Source organism: Paenibacillus sp. PK4536, from assembly GCF_028594455.2.
GTDB lineage: Bacteria > Bacillota > Bacilli > Paenibacillales > Paenibacillaceae > Saccharibacillus > Saccharibacillus nuruki.
The window spans coordinates 493,510-519,842 of sequence record NZ_CP126313.1 but is presented as its reverse complement, the minus strand read 5'-3'; the positions used below and the strand labels follow the sequence as shown (position 1 = coordinate 519,842).

At 37.1% G+C, this 26,333-nt stretch carries 15 protein-coding genes; 13 read left to right on the top strand and 2 right to left on the bottom strand.

Features of this window, described 5'->3' with window-relative positions; translation table 11 throughout:
- Positions 1–2: 2 nt before the first annotated feature.
- Positions 3–788 carry a flagellar motor protein gene (locus PO903_RS02515; protein WP_069328509.1) on the bottom strand — a complete coding sequence of 262 codons (786 nt, stop codon included), beginning with the start codon at positions 786–788 and terminating at the stop codon, positions 3–5.
- Between the two features lie 346 nt (positions 789–1,134).
- Between PO903_RS02515 and uvrB the strand changes: the two genes are divergently transcribed.
- From uvrB to galU (PO903_RS02475), 8 genes are all read left to right on the top strand, one after another.
- Positions 1,135–3,129 (top strand): excinuclease ABC subunit UvrB, encoded by a 1,995-nt coding sequence (gene uvrB, locus PO903_RS02510; RefSeq protein ID WP_069328508.1) that lies wholly within the window; start codon positions 1,135–1,137, stop codon positions 3,127–3,129.
- A 212-nt stretch (positions 3,130–3,341) separates the two neighbouring features.
- Entirely contained in the window at positions 3,342–6,203 is a 2,862-nt protein-coding gene (uvrA, locus tag PO903_RS02505) for an excinuclease ABC subunit UvrA (protein ID WP_069328507.1), read from the top strand.
- 232 nt (positions 6,204–6,435) lie between these two features.
- Positions 6,436–7,521: a S1C family serine protease gene (locus PO903_RS02500; RefSeq protein WP_241669434.1), complete on the top strand. Its 1,086-nt coding sequence runs from the start codon at positions 6,436–6,438 to the stop codon at positions 7,519–7,521.
- Between the two features lie 96 nt (positions 7,522–7,617).
- Positions 7,618–9,540, top strand: a complete 1,923-nt coding sequence (locus tag PO903_RS02495; protein ID WP_273592500.1) for a stalk domain-containing protein — start codon at positions 7,618–7,620, stop codon at positions 9,538–9,540.
- Between the two features lie 238 nt (positions 9,541–9,778).
- Positions 9,779–12,292 (top strand): U32 family peptidase, encoded by a 2,514-nt coding sequence (locus tag PO903_RS02490; protein ID WP_273592499.1) that lies wholly within the window; start codon positions 9,779–9,781, stop codon positions 12,290–12,292.
- Between the two features lie 338 nt (positions 12,293–12,630).
- Complete coding sequence (locus PO903_RS02485; RefSeq protein ID WP_273592498.1) at positions 12,631–14,838, top strand: bifunctional alpha,alpha-trehalose-phosphate synthase (UDP-forming)/trehalose-phosphatase; 2,208 nt, start codon at positions 12,631–12,633, stop codon at positions 14,836–14,838.
- Positions 14,839–14,885: 47 nt separating this feature from the next.
- Positions 14,886–15,770 (top strand): UTP--glucose-1-phosphate uridylyltransferase GalU, encoded by an 885-nt coding sequence (gene galU, locus PO903_RS02480; protein ID WP_069328502.1) that lies wholly within the window; start codon positions 14,886–14,888, stop codon positions 15,768–15,770.
- A gap of 110 nt (positions 15,771–15,880) precedes the next feature.
- Positions 15,881–16,774, top strand: a complete 894-nt coding sequence (gene galU / locus PO903_RS02475) for a UTP--glucose-1-phosphate uridylyltransferase GalU (protein WP_069328501.1) — start codon at positions 15,881–15,883, stop codon at positions 16,772–16,774.
- Positions 16,775–16,808: 34 nt separating this feature from the next.
- Here the strand turns inward: galU (PO903_RS02475) and PO903_RS02470 are convergent, their stop codons facing one another.
- Complete coding sequence (locus PO903_RS02470; RefSeq protein ID WP_273592497.1) at positions 16,809–19,280, bottom strand: O-antigen ligase family protein; 2,472 nt, start codon at positions 19,278–19,280, stop codon at positions 16,809–16,811.
- Positions 19,281–19,415: 135 nt separating this feature from the next.
- On the opposite strand from PO903_RS02470, the gene PO903_RS02465 reads away from it, so the two are divergent.
- From PO903_RS02465 to PO903_RS02445, 5 genes are all read left to right on the top strand, one after another.
- Positions 19,416–20,786 carry an ABC transporter permease gene (locus tag PO903_RS02465; RefSeq protein WP_273592496.1) on the top strand — a complete coding sequence of 457 codons (1,371 nt, stop codon included), beginning with the start codon at positions 19,416–19,418 and terminating at the stop codon, positions 20,784–20,786.
- An 11-nt stretch (positions 20,787–20,797) separates the two neighbouring features.
- Positions 20,798–22,024 carry an ABC transporter ATP-binding protein gene (locus tag PO903_RS02460; RefSeq protein ID WP_273592495.1) on the top strand — a complete coding sequence of 409 codons (1,227 nt, stop codon included), beginning with the start codon at positions 20,798–20,800 and terminating at the stop codon, positions 22,022–22,024.
- The gene (locus tag PO903_RS02455) at positions 22,021–23,565 is read left to right on the top strand and encodes a class I SAM-dependent methyltransferase (protein ID WP_273592494.1); all 1,545 of its coding nucleotides are present in this window, start codon (positions 22,021–22,023) and stop codon (positions 23,563–23,565) included. The genes PO903_RS02460 and PO903_RS02455 overlap by 4 nt, the downstream gene beginning before the upstream one ends.
- Before the next feature lie 51 nt (positions 23,566–23,616).
- Positions 23,617–25,881 carry a glycosyltransferase family 2 protein gene (locus PO903_RS02450; RefSeq protein WP_273592493.1) on the top strand — a complete coding sequence of 755 codons (2,265 nt, stop codon included), beginning with the start codon at positions 23,617–23,619 and terminating at the stop codon, positions 25,879–25,881.
- Between the two features lie 98 nt (positions 25,882–25,979).
- Entirely contained in the window at positions 25,980–26,330 is a 351-nt protein-coding gene (locus PO903_RS02445; RefSeq protein WP_273592492.1) for an EamA family transporter, read from the top strand.
- Positions 26,331–26,333 lie beyond the last annotated feature (3 nt).

Here is a 26,333-nt window from a genome sequence, read left to right as displayed (position 1 = left end):
CGTTATTCCTCCCCTGTTCTAGCTTCGCGAATAAGATTCCCATTACTTTCCGGCAAAAAGGTTTCTAGCTTTTTACGAACCAATTGAGGGTTCTCACCATTTTGGATAGACAATACACCTTCTAATAACATTTCCATCGTCTGAATATCCAGTTCACTACGTGAACGAATCTTGGAAGCAATCGGTAGGAAGATGAGATTGGCGCTGGCTACACCATACAACGTGGCTGTAAAAGCAACAGCAATTGATCCACCTAATCCTGTGGGCTCGCTTAGACTGCCTAATACTTGAATCAGACCCATAACCGTACCAATAATCCCCATGGTAGGTGCATAACCACCCGCAGAATCAAATACTTTGGCATATTGTTCATGTTCTAATTCGGTTTTGGTCATTTCAAGTTCTAGAATCTGTTGAATGACTTCACGATCTGTTCCATCGACCACTTGCTGAATCCCTTCTCGTAGAAAAGGATTATCATGTGAAGAAGCTTGAGGTTCCAGTGCAAGTACACCTGCCCGGCGTGCATGCGTAGACATATTCACGATATCTTCAATCAATTGCTCATTATCTGTACCACCTGATGAAAAAGTAAAAGCTATCGCACGTGGAATTTTTTTCAATCGTGCTAATGGAAAACTGATGACAACAGCCGCAGCTGTTCCTCCAAATACGATCAATGCAGCAGCACCTTGAACCAGTCCGCTAGCATCTCCGCCTTCCCATAAAAAGCCCCCAATCAATGCAGCAAGTCCTGCAATAATCCCAATAATCGTTGTTAAATCCATTCGTTCATCTCCTGTTCTGGGTATGGGGAATAACCGTAAATGTAACGATTTACATAAAAAAAGTTAAAATTTCAGTCTTGTTTCAATTGCATAAACACAATAGGAAGAGTATAATATAAGAACAAACATTCCTATAGCGGTATATTTTTGCTGTGCTATAGAGGGTATGATCTACAGACAACTTATTATAGAATAATTAACCAAAAATGAGATTCGTCAATTCATGGTGTGCCACCATCGTACATGTTGGGTAAAGAATAATGTATTCGGCACTTTGAGTAACGGTCTCTTTTGTTATTATCGGGCACGTGTAATTATATTTTAGACGATAGGGTGATGCAGGGCAATGAATGATATTGTTGTCAGCTCCAAGAAATTTGAAATACAGTCGGAATTCTCTCCTCAAGGCGATCAGCCTCAAGCGATAGATGAGTTGGTAAAAGGTATAGAACGAGGAGAAAAGTATCAGACTCTTCTCGGGGCAACCGGGACAGGTAAAACATTTACAATGGCACAAGTGATTGCCAAGGTGCAACGACCTACACTAGTTATTGCACATAACAAAACATTAGCGGCGCAATTAGCAGGGGAATTTAGAGACTTTTTCCCTAACAATTCTGTCGATTATTTTGTAAGTTATTATGACTATTATCAACCGGAAGCCTATATTCCGTCTTCAGATACGTATATTGAAAAAGATTCCAGTATCAATGAAGAGATCGATAAATTACGTCACTCAGCGACCAGTTCGTTATTTGAACGTCGTGATGTGATTATTGTAGCCAGTGTATCTTGTATCTATGGTCTGGGTTCACCTCAAGATTACGGCGGTTTGTTATTATCACTGCGTGTAGGTATGGAGAAGTCACGTAATGAGATCTTATCTCGTCTAGTTGATATTCAGTATCAACGGAATGATATTAACTTTGTACGCGGTACGTTCCGTGTACGTGGTGATGTGATTGAGATTTTCCCTGCTTCTCGCGGAGAACAAGCAGTACGTATTGAATTGTTCGGTGACGAGATTGAACGGATTACTGAAATTGATGTACTGACAGGCGAATTAGTCGGTGAACGCGAACATATTGCTATTTTCCCGGCATCTCACTTTGTTACCAAAGAAGAAACGCTTAAAGTAGCGCTTAAAAATATCGAACGTGAACTAGAAGAACGTCTTAAAGTGTTAAATGAACAAGGAAAGTTGCTAGAAGCACAACGTCTAGAGCAACGTACTAATTATGATCTTGAAATGATGAGAGAAGTAGGCTTCTGCTCCGGGATTGAGAACTATTCCGGTCCTCTTACTTTCCGTGAACGTGGAGATACTCCTTATACACTCATGGATTATTTTCCAGATGATATGTTGATTGTTGTCGATGAATCACATGTAACATTGCCGCAAATTAGAGCGATGTACAATGGTGACCAGGCGCGTAAAAGTGTACTGGTTGAGCACGGATTCCGTCTTCCATCAGCATTGGATAATCGCCCGCTTAAATTCGAAGAGTTCGAAGATAAAGTTAGTCAGATTGTGTTCGTTTCAGCGACACCAGGTCCTTATGAATTGGAACATTGTCAAGAAATGACGCAACAGATTATTCGTCCAACAGGACTGCTTGATCCTATTATCGAAGTTCGTCCAACCAAAGGACAGATCGACGATATTATTGGAGAAATTCATTTACGTATTGAGCGAGATGAACGGGTACTGTTAACGACATTGACCAAGAAAATGTCGGAAGACCTTACCGATTACCTCAAAGAAATAGGAATCAAAGTCAGGTATCTGCATTCGGATATCAAGACGTTAGAACGGATGTCGATCTTGCGTGATCTTCGTCTGGGAACGTTCCATGTTCTTGTCGGGATTAACTTGCTACGAGAAGGACTTGATTTACCTGAAGTATCTCTGGTAGCAATTTTGGATGCGGACAAAGAAGGATTCCTGCGTTCTGAACGTTCATTGATCCAGACTATTGGTCGTGCGGCACGTAACTCGGATGGTCGAGTCATTATGTATGGTGATCGCATTACAGATTCAATGCAGAAAGCTCTTTCAGAAACCGAGCGTCGTCGTAGTATTCAGATCGCTTATAATGAAGAACACGGTATAACTCCGCAAACGATCCGTAAAAAAATACGTGATGTTATCGAAGCGACCAAAGTGGCTGAAGGTAAAGCAAGTTATATGGAAGAGATCGGTAAAACGAAACTTTCCAAACGTGATCGTCAAGCACTGATCAGTCGTCTTGAACTGGAAATGAAAGAAGCAGCGAAAAATCTACAGTTTGAGCGTGCAGCGGAATTGCGAGATGCTGTGCTAGAACTCAAAGCTGAATAACATCTAGATTCTACAAAAACAGAGTACCTGTTACTCTTCATCTATGAATAGATAAATAATGAAGGTTGTTAAATATCCTGTGTTGTCTCCAGTGATGTTTGACAACCTTTATCATAGCTTACTGCTAAATGGATAGCATGCTCAATTAGAGATGTGGATATACAGAAATGTAGCAATTACTCCGGAAGCACCGGACTTGGAGGTTGGATTATTTGGCAAACAAATTTATCGAGGTCAAAGGTGCACGCGCACATAACCTCAAAAATATTGATATTAGTATCCCGCGCGATAGCTTTGTGGTATTAACAGGGTTAAGTGGATCAGGGAAATCTTCACTGGCATTTGATACGATTTATGCAGAAGGTCAACGTCGTTATGTCGAATCATTATCTGCGTATGCTCGTCAGTTTTTGGGACAGATGGAGAAGCCGGATGTAGATTCAATCGAAGGATTGTCTCCTGCAATTTCGATCGATCAGAAAACAACAAGTCGTAACCCTCGTTCTACAGTAGGTACAGTAACGGAGATTTATGACTATTTACGTCTTTTGTTTGCACGAGTAGGTCATCCTCATTGTCCTGTGCATGGAGTTGAGATTACGTCGCAAACGGTAGAGCAGATGGTTGACCGTATTATGGAATATCCAGAACGTACCCGTCTGCAAATTTTGGCACCAGTCATTTCTGGACGTAAAGGTGAACACAAAAGTATTTTCTCTGAAATCTCTAAGCAAGGATTTGTGCGTGCTCGTGTGAATGGCGAGATTAGAGATGTATCTGAAGATATTCAATTGGAAAAAAATAAAAAACATACCATCGAAGTTGTGGTTGACCGTATTGTAGTCAAAGAAGATGTAGCTACTCGTCTGGCAGATTCGATTGAGATGGCTTTGAAAATGTCTGGCGGTCAATTGCTGGTAGATATTATCGACAAAGAAGAACTTCGCTTTAGTTCCAACTTTGCGTGTCCGATCTGTGGATTCAGTATGGAAGAGTTATCCCCACGTATGTTTTCGTTTAACAGCCCGTTTGGAGCTTGTACTGAATGCGATGGTCTGGGTGTACGTATGGTTGTTGATCCAGATTTACTGATTCCTGATAAAAGTAAAACGATCGATCAAGGTGCTTTTCAAGCATGGAGTGGTGGATTATCGAACTATTATCCTCAATTTCTAAAATCAGTATGTGAGCATTACAAGATTCCGATTGATGTACCTGTATCTGAATTAAAAGAAGAGCAGATTAATCTGATTTTAAAAGGATCAGGTGAACAAAAGATTCGCTTCCGTTATGAAAGTGACTTTGGACAGAAAAAAGAAGCTCAAGTGCTGTTCGAAGGCATTGTTCATAATTTGGAACGTCGTTATAAAGATACGTCTTCAGATAGTATGCGTGAATATATCGAAGGCTTTATGAGTGCGAAGCCTTGTCCGGTATGTAAAGGTAATCGTCTCAAAAAAGAAATTCTTGCAGTTACCGTTAATCAAGTGAATATTTCAGAAGTGACAGCGATGCCTATTGGCGATGCAACTACTTTTTTTGAAAATCTAGTATTGAGTGAAAAAGAACAAAGTATTGCTCGGCTGATTTTGAAAGAAATCGGTAGTCGTCTAGGATTCCTTGTTAATGTAGGTCTAGAATATTTGACGATGGCACGTGCAGCAGGAACATTATCCGGTGGTGAAGCACAGCGTATTCGCTTAGCGACACAGATCGGTTCTAGTCTAACCGGTGTACTTTATATTCTGGATGAGCCTAGTATTGGGCTACATCAACGGGATAATGATCGTCTGATTCATACGTTAGAGCATATGCGTGATCTAGGAAATACATTGATCGTAGTTGAGCATGATGAAGACACAATGATGGCGGCTGATCATATTATTGATATCGGACCGGGTGCAGGAATCCATGGTGGGCATGTGATCGCAGAAGGAACACCTGCTGAGATTATGGCGCATCCTGATTCGTTGACAGGTCAATATCTAAGTGGACGCAAATTTATCCCTGTTCCTGCGAAGCGCCGTGAAGCAAGCGATCGTTGGTTAGAGATTCGTGGAGCCAAAGAAAACAATCTTAAAAATGTAAATGTTAAATTCCCTATTGGATTGTTTACAGCTGTAACGGGTGTATCGGGTTCCGGTAAATCAACACTCGTTAATGAAATCCTGTACAAAACATTAGCTCGTGATCTGAACAAAGCTAGAGTTCGTCCGGGTGAATATCGTGAAATCCGTGGACTAGAGCATGTGGATAAAGTAGTTGATATTGACCAATCACCTATCGGTCGTACACCACGTTCTAATCCAGCAACATATACAGGTGTATTCGATGATATTCGTGATTTATTCGCACAGACCAATGAAGCCAAAGTACGTGGTTACAAAAAAGGTCGCTTTAGCTTTAATGTTAAAGGTGGACGCTGTGAAGCTTGTCGCGGAGACGGTATTATCAAGATCGAAATGCACTTTTTGCCAGACGTATATGTACCTTGCGAAATCTGCAAAGGAAAACGTTATAACCGTGAGACACTTGAAGTGAAATACAAAAACAAAAGTATCTCGGATGTGCTTGAAATGACGGTGGAGGATGGCGTAGATTTCTTCCAAAACATTCCTCGTATTCAGCGTAAAATGCAAACACTATTCGATGTAGGTCTAGGTTATGTGAAGCTTGGACAACCTGCTACTACATTATCCGGTGGTGAAGCGCAACGTGTGAAATTGGCTTCTGAATTACATCGTCGTAGCACAGGTAAAACGATCTACATCTTGGATGAGCCGACAACAGGACTACATGTAGATGATATTGATCGTCTATTAACAGTACTTCATCGTCTAGTCGATTCTGGTGATTCTGTACTGGTGATTGAGCATAATCTGGATGTAATCAAAACAGCCGATTATTTGATCGATCTTGGCCCAGAAGGCGGTAGCGGTGGAGGTACGATTCTGGCATCGGGTAGCCCTGAACAATTAGTCAAAGTGAAGAATTCATACACAGGGCACTATCTCAAACCTATTTTGGAACGAGATACACAGCGTAGTCGTGAACTTGAAAGCAGTCAGGTTTAAACAATGAAATAAAGTAATCATAGCCAGTACATGTTGAATAAGGATACGCATTCAGATGTACTGGCTTATTTTTGCCCAAATATGCTTATATTTATCAATGATTACCGAAAGATAGTTCTTCATGGCAATTGTGTCATACCTGTGCATATGCTACATTGGAATCAGACTATTGTTCCTACAACATGATGATTTTACAGGAACGTATACGCAACTATAGAAAGGCTGGATGAATTTGAAATTATTCCGATCCAAATTACCTGCACTTGTATTATTAACTTCTGTGTTGATGTTACCGGCACAACCATCGGTATGGGCATCGGATACAAGCGACGCTTCAAGTTATACATATTCATCTCCTAAGTATGCAGCTTCTACCACAAGTAATATTTCCAAAATTATTGCACGTATCTCTCCTTCTGTTGTCGGTATTGTAGGCACAGCCAGTGCGGAAGCGATTGCTGCTGAAGGCGGTTCAGGAGACGAAGAACCCGGCGGAACAGGTATTGCTTTCGGTTCAGGCGTTATCATTTCATCAGATGGATGGATTGTAACCAATGCCCATGTGATCGATAGTATGGAACCTGGAGCTAAAGTTATTACATCGGAAGCCAAAGGAAATAGCAAAACGTATTTGGTTAAAGAAATTTATAGCGATACGGTAAGTGATCTAGCCATTATCAAAATCAATGCTACATCACTAAAAGTTGCTTCTTTTGTGTCTAGTAAAGAACAACCTGTTGTCGGCGAGCAAGTAGTAGCGATTGGAACACCGTTGTCTCTTTCACTACGCAATTCAGCAACATCCGGAATTATTAGCGGGGTTAATCGTGCAGTTGATGCTTCGTACAAATTGCTTCAAACGGATGCAGCAATCAATCCGGGAAATAGCGGCGGTCCTTTAGTGAATATGGATGGTAAAGTGATCGGGATCAACACTATGAAATATGAAGCATTGGGCGTAGACAATCTTGGATTTACGATCCCAGCAGATACCGTTCAATATATTATTGGACAGTTATTCAAATACGGAGAAGTTCATCGGGCTTCGCTGGGGCTAGATTTTGAAGAAAGTGAAGATGCTCTTAGCGGTATGCCTACAGACGATGCATTGACTGTAGGAAAAGTGAACTCGACGATTGCTAGCAAAGCAGGGATCAAAAAAGGCGATATTCTCTACAGTGTAAATGGTAAAAAAGTACACACTGTTGTCGATTTGAACGAAATTCTCAAATCTTATGTACCCGGACAAAAGGTCAAACTTGTGATGCAATCGAATGGTGATATCGTGAATCGTCAAGTGAAATTAAGTAAAGAATAAGATACTTTTAGATCTAATAGTACCATTCAAAAAGTAAAGATCAGACATCGCTGTTGGAATTTCCAGCAAGCTTGGATACAGAAATGAGGAGCTTGAATGAGTAAGTGGTTGCGGATTACCGCTTCAAGTCTACTGGCTATTGTGCTCGTGTTGACCACCGTGTATGCAACAACAGGAACAGCATCGGCAGCAGCACTATTGGAATTGAAGATCAAAAAAGGCAGTACATCTGCAACGATCAATGGTCAAAAGCAAACGATCGTCAAACCTTACGAAAGTAATGGAATCACGATGGTGCAATTAGGTCTATTCACACGTGCATTCAAAGCACAGGTGAAGTTGCAAGAAAATGATTCAATCAAGTTGATGTATGGCAAACGTACGCTTTCGATGACAATCGGTAGCAAAAAAGCCTATCTCAATGGTTCTACATTTACATTGGATGCAGCTCCTGTGATGAAGTCAGGTATCTTAATGGTTCCTGTTCGCTCTGTAGCCAAAAGTATCGGTGCTAAGTTCAAAGTAGTATCTGGTCAAATGATTATCACGGTAGCTCCAGCCACAACAGATAGTGGTACAGATAAATCTACACATGTCGGTAAAACGAAAATAGGCAGTAGTAAATATCAATGGTCGATAAACTATCCAAGTGATCTGACGAACCTTGGTTTACAGGATGGCAAAAATGCAGCATTTATGGACAATGAAGCTAAATACTATCTGCAAATTTTTGTAGATCCTGAGATCGCTATGGTAGGTCAAGGTAGTGAGAGTGATCTACAAGATTTATTAGATGAATTGGTTTCTTCTGCTCAAGATGCTGGAGAAATGATCGTCGATCAAAAAGTAGTCAATAGCAGTAAAGGCAACTATGCTTATATTACTTCTAAAGATTCAGATGGCATTTTGTCTCAAACTCGTGTGTATACAGGGAATGGACATGTTTATTATGTGATGTATGCTGATTCAGAAGCTACCAGTTACAAAGACTTTACTAAAGCCAAAGTAACTTCATTATTAAATTCGTTCAAAACGTCATTCAATAGTGCTGACAAAGCAATGGAAGATCTTGCTAGTAAAGAAGAAGATACAGGCACAGGCAAAACGTTAGAAGCTAGTGAATATGGTGTTTATATGGAACTTCCGGCTGATTTTGAAGCTAGTGAGAGCAGTGTAGATGCTTCTGCAAAAGATGGATCTTACGTCGCTGTTAATGTTTATAGCGCACCAGCAGGGAGTACGCTAGCAGAATGGTTACAGAAGATTCAAGGCTGGTTTGCAGACAATTTTAATAGCGATGCTTACCGTAACTTGGGTAGCGAGCAAAAAGAAATTGCAGGACAGACTGCGACTGTGAATAAGTTAGAATATACATTTGGTGATACATGGATGACTGAATATGAAGTCTTATTCCAAAAAGACGGATATCGTTATTATATGGAATACAGTACGCCATCCGATAAAGCATCGAAAGATGCTGATTTCCAGGTAATGATCGATTCGTTGGAAATTGATTTCCCTACACTGGAAGAGAACTTTGGTTCGTTACCTGTTGACTACTATTCACAAGATCGTAGCAAAGTAGCGACACATACATCGGAAGCGAATCATTACAGTGTGCAAGTTCCTCGTCATTGGACAAGCACAGACAATGATTTCGAATCTTCTTATGTGTATTTCTCTCATACCGGTGGATCTTTCAATATTTCGACCAAGACAACCAGTTCTTTGGAAAAAGCAGTCACTCAATGGAAAGCGACATTTGAGGGTTCAGGAGATAATAATGTATATGGTGTAGAGCTATCTGAAGGCACGCCAACAACGTTTGCAGGTGTTCCTGCTTATACCTTTACAGCTAATTATCCAGATGCTACTCATCCATATACAGGCACGTATACGATATTTACCAAAGGGAAAATGACGTATATCTTAGGTGATGAAGTAAACAATACTAACAATACACCTGTGCATCAAGCAGATTTAGCTAAAATCTTAGCTTCTTTTCAATTAACCTCTTAAAATATGCAAGTAAGAATAGAGCTACCTTAACGGGTAGCTTTTTTCTTATGAATAAATGTGAAAAAAGATCATGATTTTCATTGAAAATTCAAGCAATAAGGTAGATAGACGCTCTTAGGTCTGTTACACTGGAATTAGAATAAATTTAAATCATATGATCTGTTGATAACAACGATGATGATAACTATTAAAAAAGTATTGCCAGAACTAAGGCAATCTAGGAGGATATAAATTCTACATGAGTGATACAGGGTTACGAAGAGAAGACGTGGAGCTTTTAGCACCTGCGGGTGACTGGGACTGCATGCGGGCGGCGGTAGCCAATGGGGCAGACGCAGTCTTTTTTGGCGTGGAGAAGTTCAATGCACGGGCGCGGGCGAATAATTTCCGGATGGATGAGTTGCCTGAGATTATGTCTTTTTTGCATAGTTATGGAGTCAAAGGGTTTTTAACCTTTAATATACTGGTATTTGAAAATGAATTAGCCGATGCGCGTGAATTGATTGACGCTTGCGTCGTTGCAGGTGTGGATGCAGTTATCGTACAAGATTTGGGATTGGTTAAAATGATCCGTGAAATTTCACCGGATTTCCCGATTCATGGTTCAACACAGATGACGATTACATCACCAGAAGCGGTTGAATTTACGAAGCCATTTGATATCGAACGTGTCGTTCTAGGACGTGAAAATAACCTGAAACAAATCAAAAAAATCGGTGAGCAAGCACGTCTACCGATGGAAGTATTTGTTCATGGAGCACTATGTGTATCTTACTCCGGTCAGTGTCTAACTTCTGAAATGTGGGGCGGACGTTCAGCAAACCGTGGCGAATGTGCACAAGCTTGTCGTTTGCCATATGATCTGATGGTTGATGGCACGCAGAAGATCATGGGAGACGTAACGTATTTGCTTTCTCCTAAAGATCTGGCGGCTATCGATATTATGCCTGAACTGATTGAAGCAGGAGTAACTTCTTTCAAAATTGAAGGCCGTCTCAAAACACCTGAATATGTAGCCAACGTAGTTAGCAAATACCGTAAAGCGATTGATCGTTATTTTGAAGGCGATCGGGATTCGATTACACGTGAAGATATTCGTGAATTGGAACAAAGCTTTTCCCGTGGATTCACTCATGGTTTCTTAGATGGAACGAACAATAAGAAGTTAGTAGACGGTACATTCCCGAAAAGCCGTGGTGTTTATATGGGACGTGTCGAGCAAGTCTTGCGTGATGGGGTAGTCTGTCGCTTAGAAGCTCCGCTTAAACGTGGAGACGGTATCGTATTTGATGCTGGAGATCCTACGCAAAAAGAGCAGGGTGGACGCGTCTATGATCTACGTCGTAAAGGCGTAAAAATCGAAGGCGAAGCTGATGAGACATGGATGGTCGATATTGTTCCAGGACGTAACGATGTTAATTTGCATCGTGTACATGTAGGCGATAAAGTCTGGAAAACCAACGATCCTGCACTGGATAAACGGATGAGACAAAGTTTTGATACCGAGAAGCCTTACCGTGTATTCCCTGTTCATGTCAAAGCTGTTGGTCATGTAGGTCAGCCTTTAGTAACATGGTGGACCGATGTACAAAAAGGAGTCACAGTACGTGTCGACTCTGAAATGGAACTGGAGATCGCTGCTAAGCGTCCAATGACTTCTGAATTATTGGAAGAACAATTCGGTCGTCTGGGAGGAACTGTTTTCCAATTGGATCAATTAGAAGTTCAATTGCATGGCGATATTATTATCCCGATGCGTGAGCTTAACAATATTCGTCGTCAGGCGGTAGAACAACTTGCAGGAGAGCGTCCGAAGCCTCCGGTATATATTCAACGTGATATCGAAGTCTACAGCGATGCTGTGGCGGCATCTGCACCTGTACAAGGAACGGCTGCTACATTAACAGCATTATGTCGTAGTGTAGAGCAAGTCGAAGCAGCACTACAAGCTGGAATCGAAATGATCTATGCAGACTTTGAATTTATCAAGCAATTTCCAGCAGCTGTGGCAGCTGTACGTGCAGCTGGCAAAAAAATTGCTTTAGCTACACCTCGTATTCATATGCCTGGTGAAAATGGATATCATGCGAATATTTTGCGTTTACAACCCGATGCGGTATTGGTGCGTAATACAGGAGCATTATATTACTATTTAAGCCGTCGTCAGACACACCCAGAAGAGAACCATCCTGAATTGATCGGCGATTTCTCATTGAATGTAGCCAATCACAAAACAGTAGATCTATTCTTAGAAGCAGGTGTAGACCGGATTACTCCTTCATACGATTTGAATATTCAACAAATGGTTGATTTATTAAGTCGTACGAAGACTTCTCAATTAGAAGTGGTTATTCATCAACATATGCCTATGTTCCATACAGAGCATTGTGTATACTGTACATTTTTGAGTGAAGGAACAGACTATACCAACTGTGGTCGTCCTTGTGAAGAGAAACGTGTTTCGTTACAAGACCGGATTGGGATGTCTCATCCTGTACGTGTAGATGAAGGATGTCGGAATACTGTTTATAATGCGATCGAGCAATCAGGTGCAGAATATCTAAGTGACTTCTTGAACTTGGGCATACCTAGTTATCGCATTGAGTTCTTGGAAGAAACGCCAGAGCAAGTGATAGAAGTCATCGAATTATACACCAAAGCATTACGTGGTGAAATCAACGGAACTCAAGTATGGCGTACGCTAAAAGCAACCAACCAATTAGGCGTAACCCGCGGACAATTGGTCAAATAATTATAAAAAATACAGATTCAATCTTAAGAGAATGCTTCGTGCATTCTCTTTTTTTATATTCGATAAAGTGTCTATTTAGAGACAAATCTAGGATGTAGAGCATCCTTTTTGTAGTGATTATTTTTCCAGATAGGGAGCGGATGAAAAGGCTCTCATGGTGTTGGGTCGCTAAGAATGTTGAGTCGTACATATCAATTAAGGGTAATTTGCATAAGCAATGACTTTACTGCCGGTGAAGTCAAATGAAAGAAATTGTCTTGTTATTCAGGCGATTTACACATAGTAAAGAGTAAACCAATCACATAACTATTCAATTATTGTTTAGGAGAGGGGATTCAATGAGTAAAATTATTTTTGTATCCAACCGTTTACCTGTAACTGTAAAAAAAAGTGAAACAGAGATTGAATATAGTAAGAGTATAGGTGGACTAGCTACAGGTCTTAAAAGCTACCACGAACAATCGGATAGTCTATGGGCTGGATGGCCTGGTGTAGCTAAAGACGATCTTAACGAAGAAGAAACACAAACGATCAGTAATGAATTGCAAGAATCCTATAACTGTTTGCCTATCTTTTTGTCTGAACAAGAAATAGAGCAATATTATCATGGATTCTGTAACGAAACGATCTGGCCGTTATTCCACTATTTCAACGACAAAGCGGAATACACAACAGATACATGGGATGCTTATAAAAACGTCAATCAAAAGTTTTTTGATGCGTTAGAACCTGAGATTGGACCAAATGATACAATCTGGATACATGATTATCAATTGATGTTACTTCCACAGATGATTAGAGAAAAATATCCCGATACTCAAATTGGGTTTTTTCTGCATATTCCATTCCCTTCTTTCGAAATCTATCGCTTGCTCATTTGGCGTGAAGAGATTTTACAAGGATTGCTTGGTGCAAATCTGATCGGATTCCATACTTATGATTATGTACGTCACTTTTTAAGTAGTGTACGTAGACTTTTAGGTAAAGAACATAATTTATATAAAATCAATGGAGAAACACATACCACTCAAGTCGATGCCTTCCCAATGGGAATTGACTATGATTATTTTGCAGCACCGACTCAATCCCAAAACTTGTCTTCGGAAGCGCAAGAATTTATCGAAAGTACGAAGAGTGTACAAAATATTATCTCGGTCGATCGCTTAGATTACACTAAAGGGATTCCAGATCGTATTAAAGCGTTCAAACAATTTTTGGCGCAATACCCGGAATATCATGAAAAAGTACGCTTAAACCTTATCGTAGCCCCTTCTCGCGTCGGTGTAGAAGCTTACGATTCACTTAAACGTGAAATCGAAGAGTTGGTTAGTGAGGTTAATGGTAAATACGGTACACTCAGCTGGATGCCTGTATGGTTCTTTTTCCGTACATTTACGCAAGATGATCTGATTGCTTTCTACCGTAATAGTGATGTGTTATTAGTGACTCCTCTACGGGATGGAATGAATCTAGTAGCGAAAGAGTATATTGCTTCTCGCACAGACTACAAAGGTATGATTGTTCTTAGTGAAACAGCAGGAGCGGCTAGTGAACTAGGTGAAGGTGTTATTGTAAATCCGAATGATTATGGTGAGATCGCTGCCGGTATCAAAACAGCATTAGATATGCCGGATCATGAGAAAATCGAACGTAACAAAATGTTACATGTTCGTCTTTCCCGTTATAATGTGAAATTCTGGGCAGATGAATTCCTAGAAGCCCTTAAAAATACAACAGAAGAACAGACACCGACTCGTCCACTTCTGAATCTTAAATCTGGATATTCAGATATGGAAAAAGTATATAGTGATTCTGAAAAACGCCTATTATTCTTAGATTACGATGGTACACTGGTAGGATTTAAGCCGACTCCAGAACAAGCGAAGCCAGACGAAGAATTGAAGCAGTTGCTTGCTGGTCTGTGTGCAGATCCTCGTAATACCGTAGTTATTATTACAGGACGAGATCGTTTTGTAATGGAAAAATGGTTAGGAGATTTGGATCTTCATATTATTGCTTCTCATGGATTATGGTTCCGTAAGCCAGGAGCAGACGAAGATTGGATGATGACCGTTAACGTAGACAACGATTGGAAAGATACGATTCGTCATATTTTAGAGAAATATACAGATCGTACGCCAGGTTCGTTGATTGAAGAAAAAGAATACTCGTTAGCATGGCATTACAGACAGTGTGAACCTGATATGATCGGACTCAAACGCGATGAGCTGAAAGAAGCATTATTGTCGATTACCAATTCGATGAGTATCGGTGTACTCGAAGGTAATAAAGTGCTAGAAGTGAAAGATAACCGTATTAACAAAGGTCATGGAGCACATTTATTGCTACGTGATCAGGAATATGACTTTATTTTAGGTGTAGGCGATGATACAACCGATGAAGATTTGTTCTCAGCGCTTCCTAAAGATTCATATTCGGTTAAAATTGGAACAGGTAACACACATGCCAATTATCGTTTGAAATCAGTCAAAGATATGCGTTTATTGCTTAAACGATTAGTGACACAAAATAAACAAGAAGTATAATATATAATCTATAGATGCAAAACAGCATAGAAAAAGGAGTTTGAATCATGAAAATTCGTAAAGCGATTATCCCAGCGGCAGGACTAGGAACACGTTTCTTACCTGCAACCAAAGCAATGCCTAAAGAAATGTTACCGATCGTAGATAAACCAACGATCCAATACATTATTGAAGAAGCTGTAGCTTCGGGTATCGAAGACATTATTATCGTTACCGGTAAAGGCAAACGTGCGATCGAAGATCATTTCGATTATTCGTTTGAATTGGAACAGAATTTAGAAGAAAAAGAAAAGTGGAAATTACTTGATGCCGTACGTGAGTCTTCGGAGATGGCAGATATTCACTATATTCGTCAAAAAGAACCGAAAGGTTTGGGACATGCCATCTGGTGTGCTCGTAAATTTATCGGAGATGAGCCATTTGCAGTGCTTCTAGGCGATGATATTGTAGAATCAGATGTTCCTTGCCTGAAGCAGATGATGGATGTCTACGAGAAGCATGAGTCTTCTGTAGTCGGTGTGAAAGAAGTACCATGGGAACATGTATCTCGTTACGGACTTGTCGATGCTGAACCGACAACCGAATCAGATCGTTTGTACAAAACAAACGGTTTGGTAGAGAAACCACCACGTGAAGAAGCACCTTCTAACCTGGCAATTATGGGTCGTTACATTTTGACTCCAGAAATCTTTGATATTTTAGGTAATCAAGATGCAGGTGCAGGTGGAGAAATCCAGTTAACGGATGCGATTTCCAAATTGGGTGAACAGCAAGATATCTTTGCTTATCAATTCGAAGGATTACGCCATGATGTTGGTGAGAAAAGTGGATTTGTTCAAACAACGATCCATTATGCATTACAGCATCCTGAACTACGTGAATCTACATTAGAATATTTGCATGAAATTATGGCAAAAGAAGAAAATAAATAATAAACAAAAGACTTTCTCTACTAAAGAGAAAGTCTTTTGTTTTGTATATTGGTTTATATAAGGGGAATGAAGTATATTATATCTAATCATAGATATAGAGGAGAATTACATTGAAAATCCGTAAAGCGATTATTCCAGCAGCAGGACTAGGAACACGTTTCTTACCTGCAACCAAAGCGATGCCCAAAGAAATGTTACCGATTGTAGATAAACCAACCATTCAATATATTATCGAAGAAGCTGTAGCTTCGGGTATCGAAGATATTATTATCGTTACCGGTAAAGGCAAGCGTGCCATCGAAGATCATTTCGATTCTTCATTTGAATTAGAACATAATCTAGCAGAAAAAGAGAAGTGGGCATTACTTGAGGCTGTACGTAAGCCTTCTGAAATGGCAGATATTCATTATATTCGTCAAAAAGAACCCAAAGGCTTAGGCCATGCGATCTGGTGTGCTCGTAAATTTATCGGAAATGAACCTTTTGCTGTTTTACTTGGAGACGATATTGTGGAGTCTAATACACCTTGCTTGAAGCAGATGATGGATGTCTATGAAGAGTACGAATCATCTGTTGTAGGTGTCAAAGAAGTACCATGGGAACATGTATCTCGTTATGGCATTGTCGATTCTTCACCTTTGTCAGATCGCTTGTATCAAGCTAAAGGGTTGGTTGAAAAGCCAGCCAGAGAAGATGCTCCTTCTAATCTTGCGATCATGGGAAGATATATTTTAACGCCAGAGATTTTTAATATTTTAGGCGAACAACAAGTTGGCGTAGGTGGAGAAATTCAGCTGACAGATGCCATTTCTCAATTGGCATTAAAAGAAAGAATTCTAGCTTATCAATTTGAAGGATTACGTCATGATGTTGGTGAGAAAAGCGGTTTTGTCCAAACAACGATTCATTATGCTTTGAAGCACCCTGAATTACGTGAGGAAACATTAAATTATTTACGTGAAGTATTACTGCAAGAAGAACAAAAAAAGACTTTCTCTAATTAAGAGAAAGTCTTTTTTGTTCAAATCAACACTACTATTATTTACCGCTATAATCCATATTTGCAATCGTATTAATTTGTTCTTTTTCTTTTGCATCTATTTTGATTAACTTATCATAGATGGCTTGATCATTTTGTTTATCCTTTTTCAAAGCAGCTAGATAATAACGAGCAACTTCACGATTGGTTTGATCATTCAGATCGTCAGCTAATCCTAATTTGAATGTGGACGCTGCATCAGCTGTTTTACCTTGCATTAATTGAATTTTACCAATATTCAAAGCAATTGTAGGTGTAACAGCAAAAGCACGACCTTGTAACTGTCCTGTAGGTAATGTTTTCAAGTATTCTACACCCGCTTCTACTTCTTTATAAGCATTTAGACCGGCATTGAAATATTTCTCTTGAGCAGCTGTATCTTTTTTCTCATAAGCTTGATTACCCAGTGCATAAGCTTGAGTGATTACACCCTCATACCACTCGATATCCCATTTGTATTTCGGAATACTGTTTACAAGTAGATCAAAGGCTACATCTGATTTTCCACCCAATTGGTAAGCGGTAACTAATTGTTTCACAATATTTTTATTAAATGGTTCTTTTTCCTGTGTTTTAGTAAGAAGAGCAATATCTTCGTTGTAATATTGTTCATCTTTAGTCTGTTGTAATACCTGAGTCAATAAGGAACCCATAAATACAACTGCATCAGGGAATGTACTACGTATAGCAAGTGCTTTATCGAGTGGAGCACGAATACCCTCATAGCTTGGACTTGCCACTTGAGAAGCTTTCTGAGCATCCATAACATCTCCAGAAGCGACTGAGAAGCGAAGAGAAGTAAAAGCAACGATAATCGCAACGACACCGATCAAAGATACATAGATCCCCCGGATCATACCAGCAGGAGCTTTCAATCGTTTGAGTGGCGTTAAATCCATTGCCGAAGCCATACCACCTAGACCTAGAAAGACTAAAATGCTCATATAAGCATAACTTAAGTTAAAATCAAGCAAACTATGCATTAAGATCGATACAACGATAATAAAGTAAATAAAGTGAGATTCTTTACCGGCACGATCTGTTTTGAAATAACCACGAATATATTTGTAGAAAATAAACCCAACAAACAAGATAAAGATGATAAAACCAATTACACCAACTTCAACTAAATACTGAATAAAGAAGTTATGTGCCTGACGGCTGACATACGGGTTATTCTGGTACGCTTCATAAGAAGCACCCCAAGCTCCGCCACCTGCGCCGAACAATGGATAATCACGTAATAATTTCATAGCATCACGATAAAAAGTAAAACGTTCTAATACACTACTTTGCTGGAAGTTAATATTCTCAAAACGCACACGAATATTAGCTGGCAATAGATTACGTAGATTCGTCGCAATCAATAACACAAGCATAAGGATACCGAGTAGAGCAGAACCAATAGGAATCCATAGACTCGCTCCACGACGTGCTGTCCATCCTTCTACACCGACTTCAAGCTTAGGTGCAATGTAGCGTCCAACAAGCATAATCAGTACGCCTGCGATTAAGGAAGCGATTAAGAGATAAGCCCAACCTTTAGCAGCAACAGCACCATCATACTTAGCGATCACTTGTAGTCCAATAGCTGTTACTGGATTCAAAATGACTGCTGTAGCGGTACCTGCAATCACTAGATTAATAAACCATAGTATCTGTTGAGCAGGACGAAGTAATAGAAGTAAAATAAGTAATACAAATGGTAAAACAACTAAACCACCACGAGAAAGAGTAAGAATTAAAGCTAAAATAACAGGAACTAACATAAATCCGTGAATCAACTGGTCATACCATGTTCTGAGGCGACTGGCATTAAAGAGCCCCGCAAACATAATAGCCATCAAGAAAGCTGCATATGTATTCGCATATTGGAATACAGAAGTTAAACGCCAACCGTTGGAATCTTGCATGATGGCATCAATATAGACACCGTTACCTACTCCATTGGAGAACCACCATACTAAGTGTCCAGCTAGATAACCTTGACCGAACCAACTAATGTATCCAAAGAACACAATAAGATAAGCTGAACCCATCAATGTAATCTGAATAATCTTATTGGAGACACGATCACGTAACAGATAGATGCCAATTACAAAAATAAATGCGTACATCCATTGAATTAGCACCATATTTACGGCATAATGCCAAGAGGCAGCCGAAAACATAGAGATCATATACGAGAGAGGAAGCAAAATGATTAATAATGCGACCATATCACGTTGATCATTCAATTGGACCTTTTTGTTGAACTGAATAAGTCCTAGAATCATAAGGATACATACCAACATGATTGCCCAAAAGAGAGGCTTTTCAAAACTGATGCCTAGACCATTAAATAATGCAATTTGAAACGGGGCCCATAATAAAAATAAAATCATACAGATATTAAGGACCCAAAACATACTTCCACGTTTTTCGTCCTCAGTGGACGCTTTAAAATGTTTGCCGTATACTGGATTAGCCAATGTTTTAAACTCCTTTTTGTAAGAGATACTAGCATATTTTATCATAATATAGCCTATGTTCAACAGTAGACTATTTCAGATCAATTTATTATCACTTTTTAATTTATTAATTTATAAGATGTCAGGAGAGTATGAATGAGAAACTCTATTATAAAAAAAGCACTTTTAATAGTATTTACCTTGATTTTAACATTATCATTTTTTTTCATAATCAATATTTATTATCAGTCTAAAATTGTTACTACATTGAGTTTGCAATATAAATCTAATATAAACGCAGACATACAATTATTTTTCAAAAGTCAAAAAAGCCAAAAGTGGAGCGAACAACAATCAGTCACTAAAACGTACAATGATCCTACAGAATGGAAAAAAATCCAATTTGATATCCCTGCAAACGTTAATATACTAAGACTGGATACAGGCAGTAAAAAAGCAGATTTAGAGATTAAAAATGTGAGTTTATCAAGAACTAAAATGACAAATATTGATTTTCTAGATTTAAATTTAAATGTTCAACAAATGAAGATGATTAACAAAGGACATGACATTCTTAGTTTAGAAGCTTTAGGAGAAGATCCGTATTTAAGCTTTAGTGTTGAAAATTTTTATCCAACAATTTCACAAAAAAATTATTTACATTATACTATTTTTCTAATTATTAGTTTAATTTCTGCAGTGCTTTGTACATGGTCTATCAAAAATAGCAAAGATGTTTTGAGGTATTTGAAATATATAGTACAAGGACGAAAATTAATTTTTAATTTAGCAAAAAATGATTTTAAAACAAAATACGCAGCTTCTTATCTGGGGATCATATGGGGCTTTATCCAACCATTTATTACAATAGCTACGTACTGGTTTGTTTTTCAGGTTGGATTAAGAAGTGGGGATATATCTAGTGTTCCATTTATTCTTTGGTTTATCGCTGGTATTATTCCATGGTTTTTCTTTTCTGAAGCATTGCTTGGTGGGACGAACGTTTTTATTGAATACAGTTATTTAGTAAAAAAAGTGGTTTTTAAAATAGAATTATTACCTGTCGTCAAAATAGTTTCCGGATTATTTGTACATTTATTTTTTATTATATTTATTTTCGTCATTTATAGTTTTTATGGATATTATCCCAAACTTTTCGATTTACAATTATTGTATTATTTAATATGTTCACTTGTATTGGTTTTTGCTTTGTCTGTTTTAACTTCAGCAATAATCTTATTTTTTAAAGATCTTAATCAGATTATCGGTATTATTTTGCAAGTAGGTTTTTGGTTTACACCAATTGGTTGGACAGTTGCTATGTTAAATAGTTTTTGGGCATTTATTTTCAAGCTCAATCCAATGTATTACATTGTACAAGGATATAGAGACACTTTTATCGAACATATTGCTTTTTGGGAAAGACCTTATCAAACGCTATACTTCTGGATTTTATGTAGTATTCTTCTTGTTTTAGGGATTAAAATTTTCAAAAAATTAAAGCCACATTTTTCAGATGTGCTTTAGGAGTGAAAAATTTGGAATCTATTATTGAAGTTAATAATGTTGTTAAAACTTATAAACTATATGACAAACCTATAGATCGATTAAAAGAGTCTCTTAGTTTTTCGAATAAAAAATATCATTTAACGTTTAATGCCTTGGATGGTTTAAATTTGAAGATTTATCCTGGAGAAGCTGTTGGTTTTTTAGGTCGAAATGGTTCTGGTAAATCAACATTATTGAAATTAATTACAGGGATATTGACTCCTACACATGGAGACATTATTGCTCGTGGGAGAATTTCAGCTATTTTAGAGCTTGGTGCTGGATTTAATCCTGAATACACTGGTCGTGAAAACATTTATTTGAATGGACTCATGCTTGGTATTGAAAGAGAAGAGATGAATCAAAAAATAGATAGTATTATCGAGTTTGCTGATATAGGATCATTTATAGAGCAACCAGTTAAACTTTATTCAAGCGGTATGTTTGCACGTCTTGCCTTTGCTGTTTCTATCAACGTAGATCCAGATATTCTTATTGTAGATGAAGCACTGGCAGTAGGAGATAGTCGTTTTCAGACAAAATGTATTGAGAAAATGAAAGAACTGAAACAAAAAGGAGTAACGATTCTGTTTGTTTCACATGCTACTGAACAAGTTAAACGTTTCTGTAATAAAGCTGTCTGGATAAAAGAAGGTAAGATTGAAGCAGTAGGAGAATCTAGCGAGATTGTGGATTTGTATGAGAGCTATATGAAAAACGATTCAGCTAATATAATTCCAACAGTTCCACCAGCTGAAATTATGTCTGATATTTCTAATGTATCAGAATCTTCAACGATAGTAAAAACGTCATCTGAGTATATAGCTTATATTTCTCATGTGAAAGTTAATAAAGAAGATGTCAAAACATTCGATGAAATCATTGTAGAAATTCAATATGAAGTTTATGATTCTAACGTTAATGATTTGTTACTTGGAGTCGCATTGTATACACCTCAACGAGAGTATATTTTTGGACCTAACACCTTTTTGGAAAAAATTGAAATACCACAAACTGTAGGTACACATACAGTTAGATATATTATTTCCAAAATTCCTTTACTTGGTGGAACTTATTGTGTAGATGTAGGACTGTTTAATAATGAAGGTTTAGTTTGCCTGCATTATAAAGAAAACGCTCAGACTATTTCAATTACTAATAAATATATTTCTGAAGGCCTTGTATATATGAATCATAGATGGGAAGTGGTACAGTGATACATGTTATTTATGATCAATATCAACGTTATAATAATGTTTCTATACTCATAAATCGCTTTAGAACGCCCAAAAAGTCTTTCCGTATACTTGAAGTGGGTGCTAATGAACATAGAAATTTAGAAAAATTTCTACCTGATGATATAATAACCTATTTAGATATTGAATTACCTGAGCATCTCCTTAATGATCCGCAATATATACTTGGAGATGCAACTGATATGAAATTTGAAGATGATCAATATGATGTTGTTGTAGCACTTGATGTATTCGAGCATATTCCATCAGAAAAGAGAAATCAGTTTATTGATGAACTTCAACGTGTGAGTAAAGAATTTTTTATCATTACTGCTCCTTTTGATTCACCAACAGTTGTACAAGCTGAAATAGCAGCTAATTCTATCTATAAAGGGATATTTGGTAAAGACTTTATCTGGCTTCAAGAACATAGAGATAATGGATTGCCACATTTGGATTCTTTAGAAAATTATCTGCGAAGTAAAAAAGATATAACTTATAAAATCATAGGGCATGGAAATGTTGACATATGGGAAAAAATGATGAAGATTCATTTTTTTACAGCATATAATCCCAAACTTAACTTTTTCAGAGATGAAATTGATCGTTTTTATAACTCTAACATCTTTGAATGGGATTATTCGCAAGATTCATATAGAAAAATAGTGATAGCCTCTAAACAGATGAATATATCTTTACTAAATGAGCATTTCTCAGAAAAAACGATTCCAGTAGAGTATAAAGAAAAATTAGAAGTAATGGAAAAAGATTTTTACAATATGGTTTCATTATTAACTAAAGCCCCTGAAATTAAACAGGAAGTTTATAAAGATGAGCTTAAAATATATATTAATACTGGAGAAGGTTACAACGAAGAAAATACAATTATTTTTAACTTGAAAGAATCTGTGCACTTAGACTCTTATGAAGTTGATCTTTCAAATTATGAATTTATTCATTCGATTCGAATTGACCCATCAAATTATGCAGGTATCTATAAAATAAATAATATTAAACTACTAAATGATGAAAAAAAGATAGGATATTTGGTAGATGGAAATTTTGACTTGAGTTTAGAAGAAACTTATATTTTTGAACAAGATGATCCTTACATTACATTGAATTTTGAATATCCTTTTCATATCAAAGTATTAGAATTAGATGTATATGTATTTTCTAAAAATTATGAAGTAGTTATCAAAGAGGTCAAAAAAATATTTGAATTTAAAAAAGATAAGCGTAAAGGAATAAGAAATAACTTAGAGTTAATACAAAATAAATACGATGAATTGTTGATATTACAAAATGAAAATTCTGTTAAATACGAAAAAATGATATTAGATTATCAACAAAAAATAGAAAATCAACAGAAAGAGTTAGAACAGTATAAAAATCATGCTGATCAACGTATACAGCAGACAAACAAAGAAAAAATAGAATTACTTCAAGAATTGAATACGGTATATAATTCTAAAACTTGGCAATCTATACTTGTTTTAAAAAGATTTATAGGTAAAAAATAAAAGATATGCAAGAAATTAATTTTGTCTACAAAGGAGTCGAATCAAAAAACTATGTCTCATTTTTTTGCAAGTCTTTTAAAAGTGAAAACTAAAGTGCAACTAGTTCCAGTGTCTGATTTAATTAAAATAGAACATACTAAATGGGAAAGCACTGGAAATGATCCAGCATTTATATTGAAAGGGACTGTGTACAAGGGCTGGAATAATATTCAGTGGGAATCAAAAGCAGATCAATATATACCTTTAAAGTTGTATTGGGATGATGGGAGTGGCTTTCAAGAAGAAAATAGTTGCTCTATGTCAGCTATATCGGTTGAAGGTGGGAAACAATATGTAACACTTTTTATTCCACCATACGCGCAAACATTACGTTTAGATCCTGGAGAAGAAAAAACACAATTTGAAATTAGTGATCTAGAATTTAAAAAAGTGAATAAATTATATATAGCGTTAAAATCTGTAAAAAATGTTTTTAAACAAAAAGGGAATTCTTGGTCTACCATCAGCTTTCTTGTCAAGAAAAGCATGAAATTATATAGACAACAAGGATTAAAAGAAGTCTGGGAGAAAACGAAAAATAAATCCGGTGTATTTAATCAGCATAGTGTACAATCTATCGATCAAGATCGATATAAATTATGGACAGCTTCAGCTCTTTATTCCCGCAAAAATCTAGAAAATAAACTAGATAGTTTGAATTATAAACCTTTAATTTCTATTATAGTTCCTGTATATAATGTTGAAGAAATATGGCTAAGAAAATGTATTGATTCTGTTCTTGCTCAAGTATACCCACATTGGGAATTGTGTATTGTAGACGATAATTCAACTAAATTGCACATTAAACATATACTAAATGAATATGCAAACAAAGATACTCGAATCAAGCCTATTTTCCGCGAGAAAAATGGACATATTTCTCAAGCTTCCAATTCAGGACTTGAAGCAAGTAAAGGCGAATTTATAGCTTTATTAGATCATGATGATGAGCTAGCAGAAAATGCTTTACTTGAAAATGTACTAGTACTTAATCGTTCTCCAGAAGCAGATGTGGTTTATAGTGACGAAGATAAGATTTCTATACAGGGTGAACGCTTTTCTCCTTTTTTCAAACCAGATTGGTCTCCAGATACACTTCTTTCTCAAATGTATACTTCTCATTTGACTGTATATCGTAAATCTTTAGTAGAAGAAGTTGGTAGTTTTAGAATAGGATTAGAAGGAAGTCAGGATTATGATTTAATGCTAAGAGTATCTGAAAAAACAAATGAAATATATCATATCCCTAAAATTTTATATCATTGGCGTGCTATTCCTGAATCAACGGCTTCGAGTAACTCTTCGAAAGATTATACTCAAAATTCTGGATTAAAAGCTTTAGAAGATGCTTTAATACGAAGAAATGCAAATGCATGGGTAGAAAATGTAGAAGATGCATTTAATTTGTATCGTGTGCATTATCGCACCGAACAAGAACCTTTAATTTCTATTATTATTCCAAATAAAAATATGACTGATACATTGTCTACTTGCTTAAATTCCATTTTTGAAAAAACTCTTTATACTAATTTTGAAATTATTATAGTAGATAATGGAAGTACAGAATCTTCAACAAAAGAGCTTTATCAATACTGGTCAACAAAAGAACCGAATCGATTCAAATCCTATGATTATGATATCCCTTTTAATTACTCTAAATTAAACAACTTTGGGTGTAATAAAGCTAATGGAGAATTATTTCTGTTTTTAAATAATGATGTAGAAATAGTTACACCTGATTGGTTAGGAGAAATGGCTGGACAAGCCATTCGTTCTGAAATTGGTGCTGTAGGGGCTAATCTTCATTACCCAGACCAAACTGTTCAACATGCTGGTGTTGTTTTGAGTTTGGGAGGAGTAGCAGGACATAGTCATAAACACTATTTAGCTACAGATCCAGGATACTTTAGAAGACTTCAGATGGTTTGTAATTACTCAGCGGTTACAGCAGCTTGCTTAATGATTCGCAAAGAAGTATGTGAAGAAATTGGCGGATTTAATGACAGTTTACAAGTTGCATTTAACGATATTGATTTTTGTCTAGAAGTTCGCAAAAAAGGTTATTGGAATATTTGGTTACCTCAAGTACAACTAATTCACTACGAATCTAAAAGTCGGGGTTATGAAGATACTCCAGAGAAGCAAGCACGTTTTACTAATGAAGTGATGTACATGAAAAATAAATGGCCGGAGGAGTTATTAGAAGATCCTTTTTATAATCCTAATTTAACCAAAGACAGAGAAGATTATTCATTAGGTAATCCATATATTGATTGATAAATTTAATTCTATGCTTAGGAATAACTAAAAAGCAGTCAATACTAGTTATATTAAGTATTGACTGCTTACTGCTAATTAGAGAAGGACATGATTAAATGATATATATATTATTATTCTTAACAATAGTTTCAAATGTCACAGCACAATTGATTTTGAAAAAAGGAGTTTCTTCAATCTCTTTAAATGAAATTAGTATAAAAAGTATAACGGATGTTATCTTATCGCCATATATATGGTCAGGTTTATTTTTGTATGGTTTAAGTTTTGTATTTTATATCGTAGTATTGTCTAAATCTGACTTAAGTAAAGCAGCCCCTATCACACAGTCACTTACAATTTTATTGATTGTATTAATTTCTGTTTTTGTACTTAATGAACCTTTGGGAATTGCAAAAGCAGTAGGAATTGTACTTGTTTTATTAGGTGTTTATTTAATTATGTTATAGAGG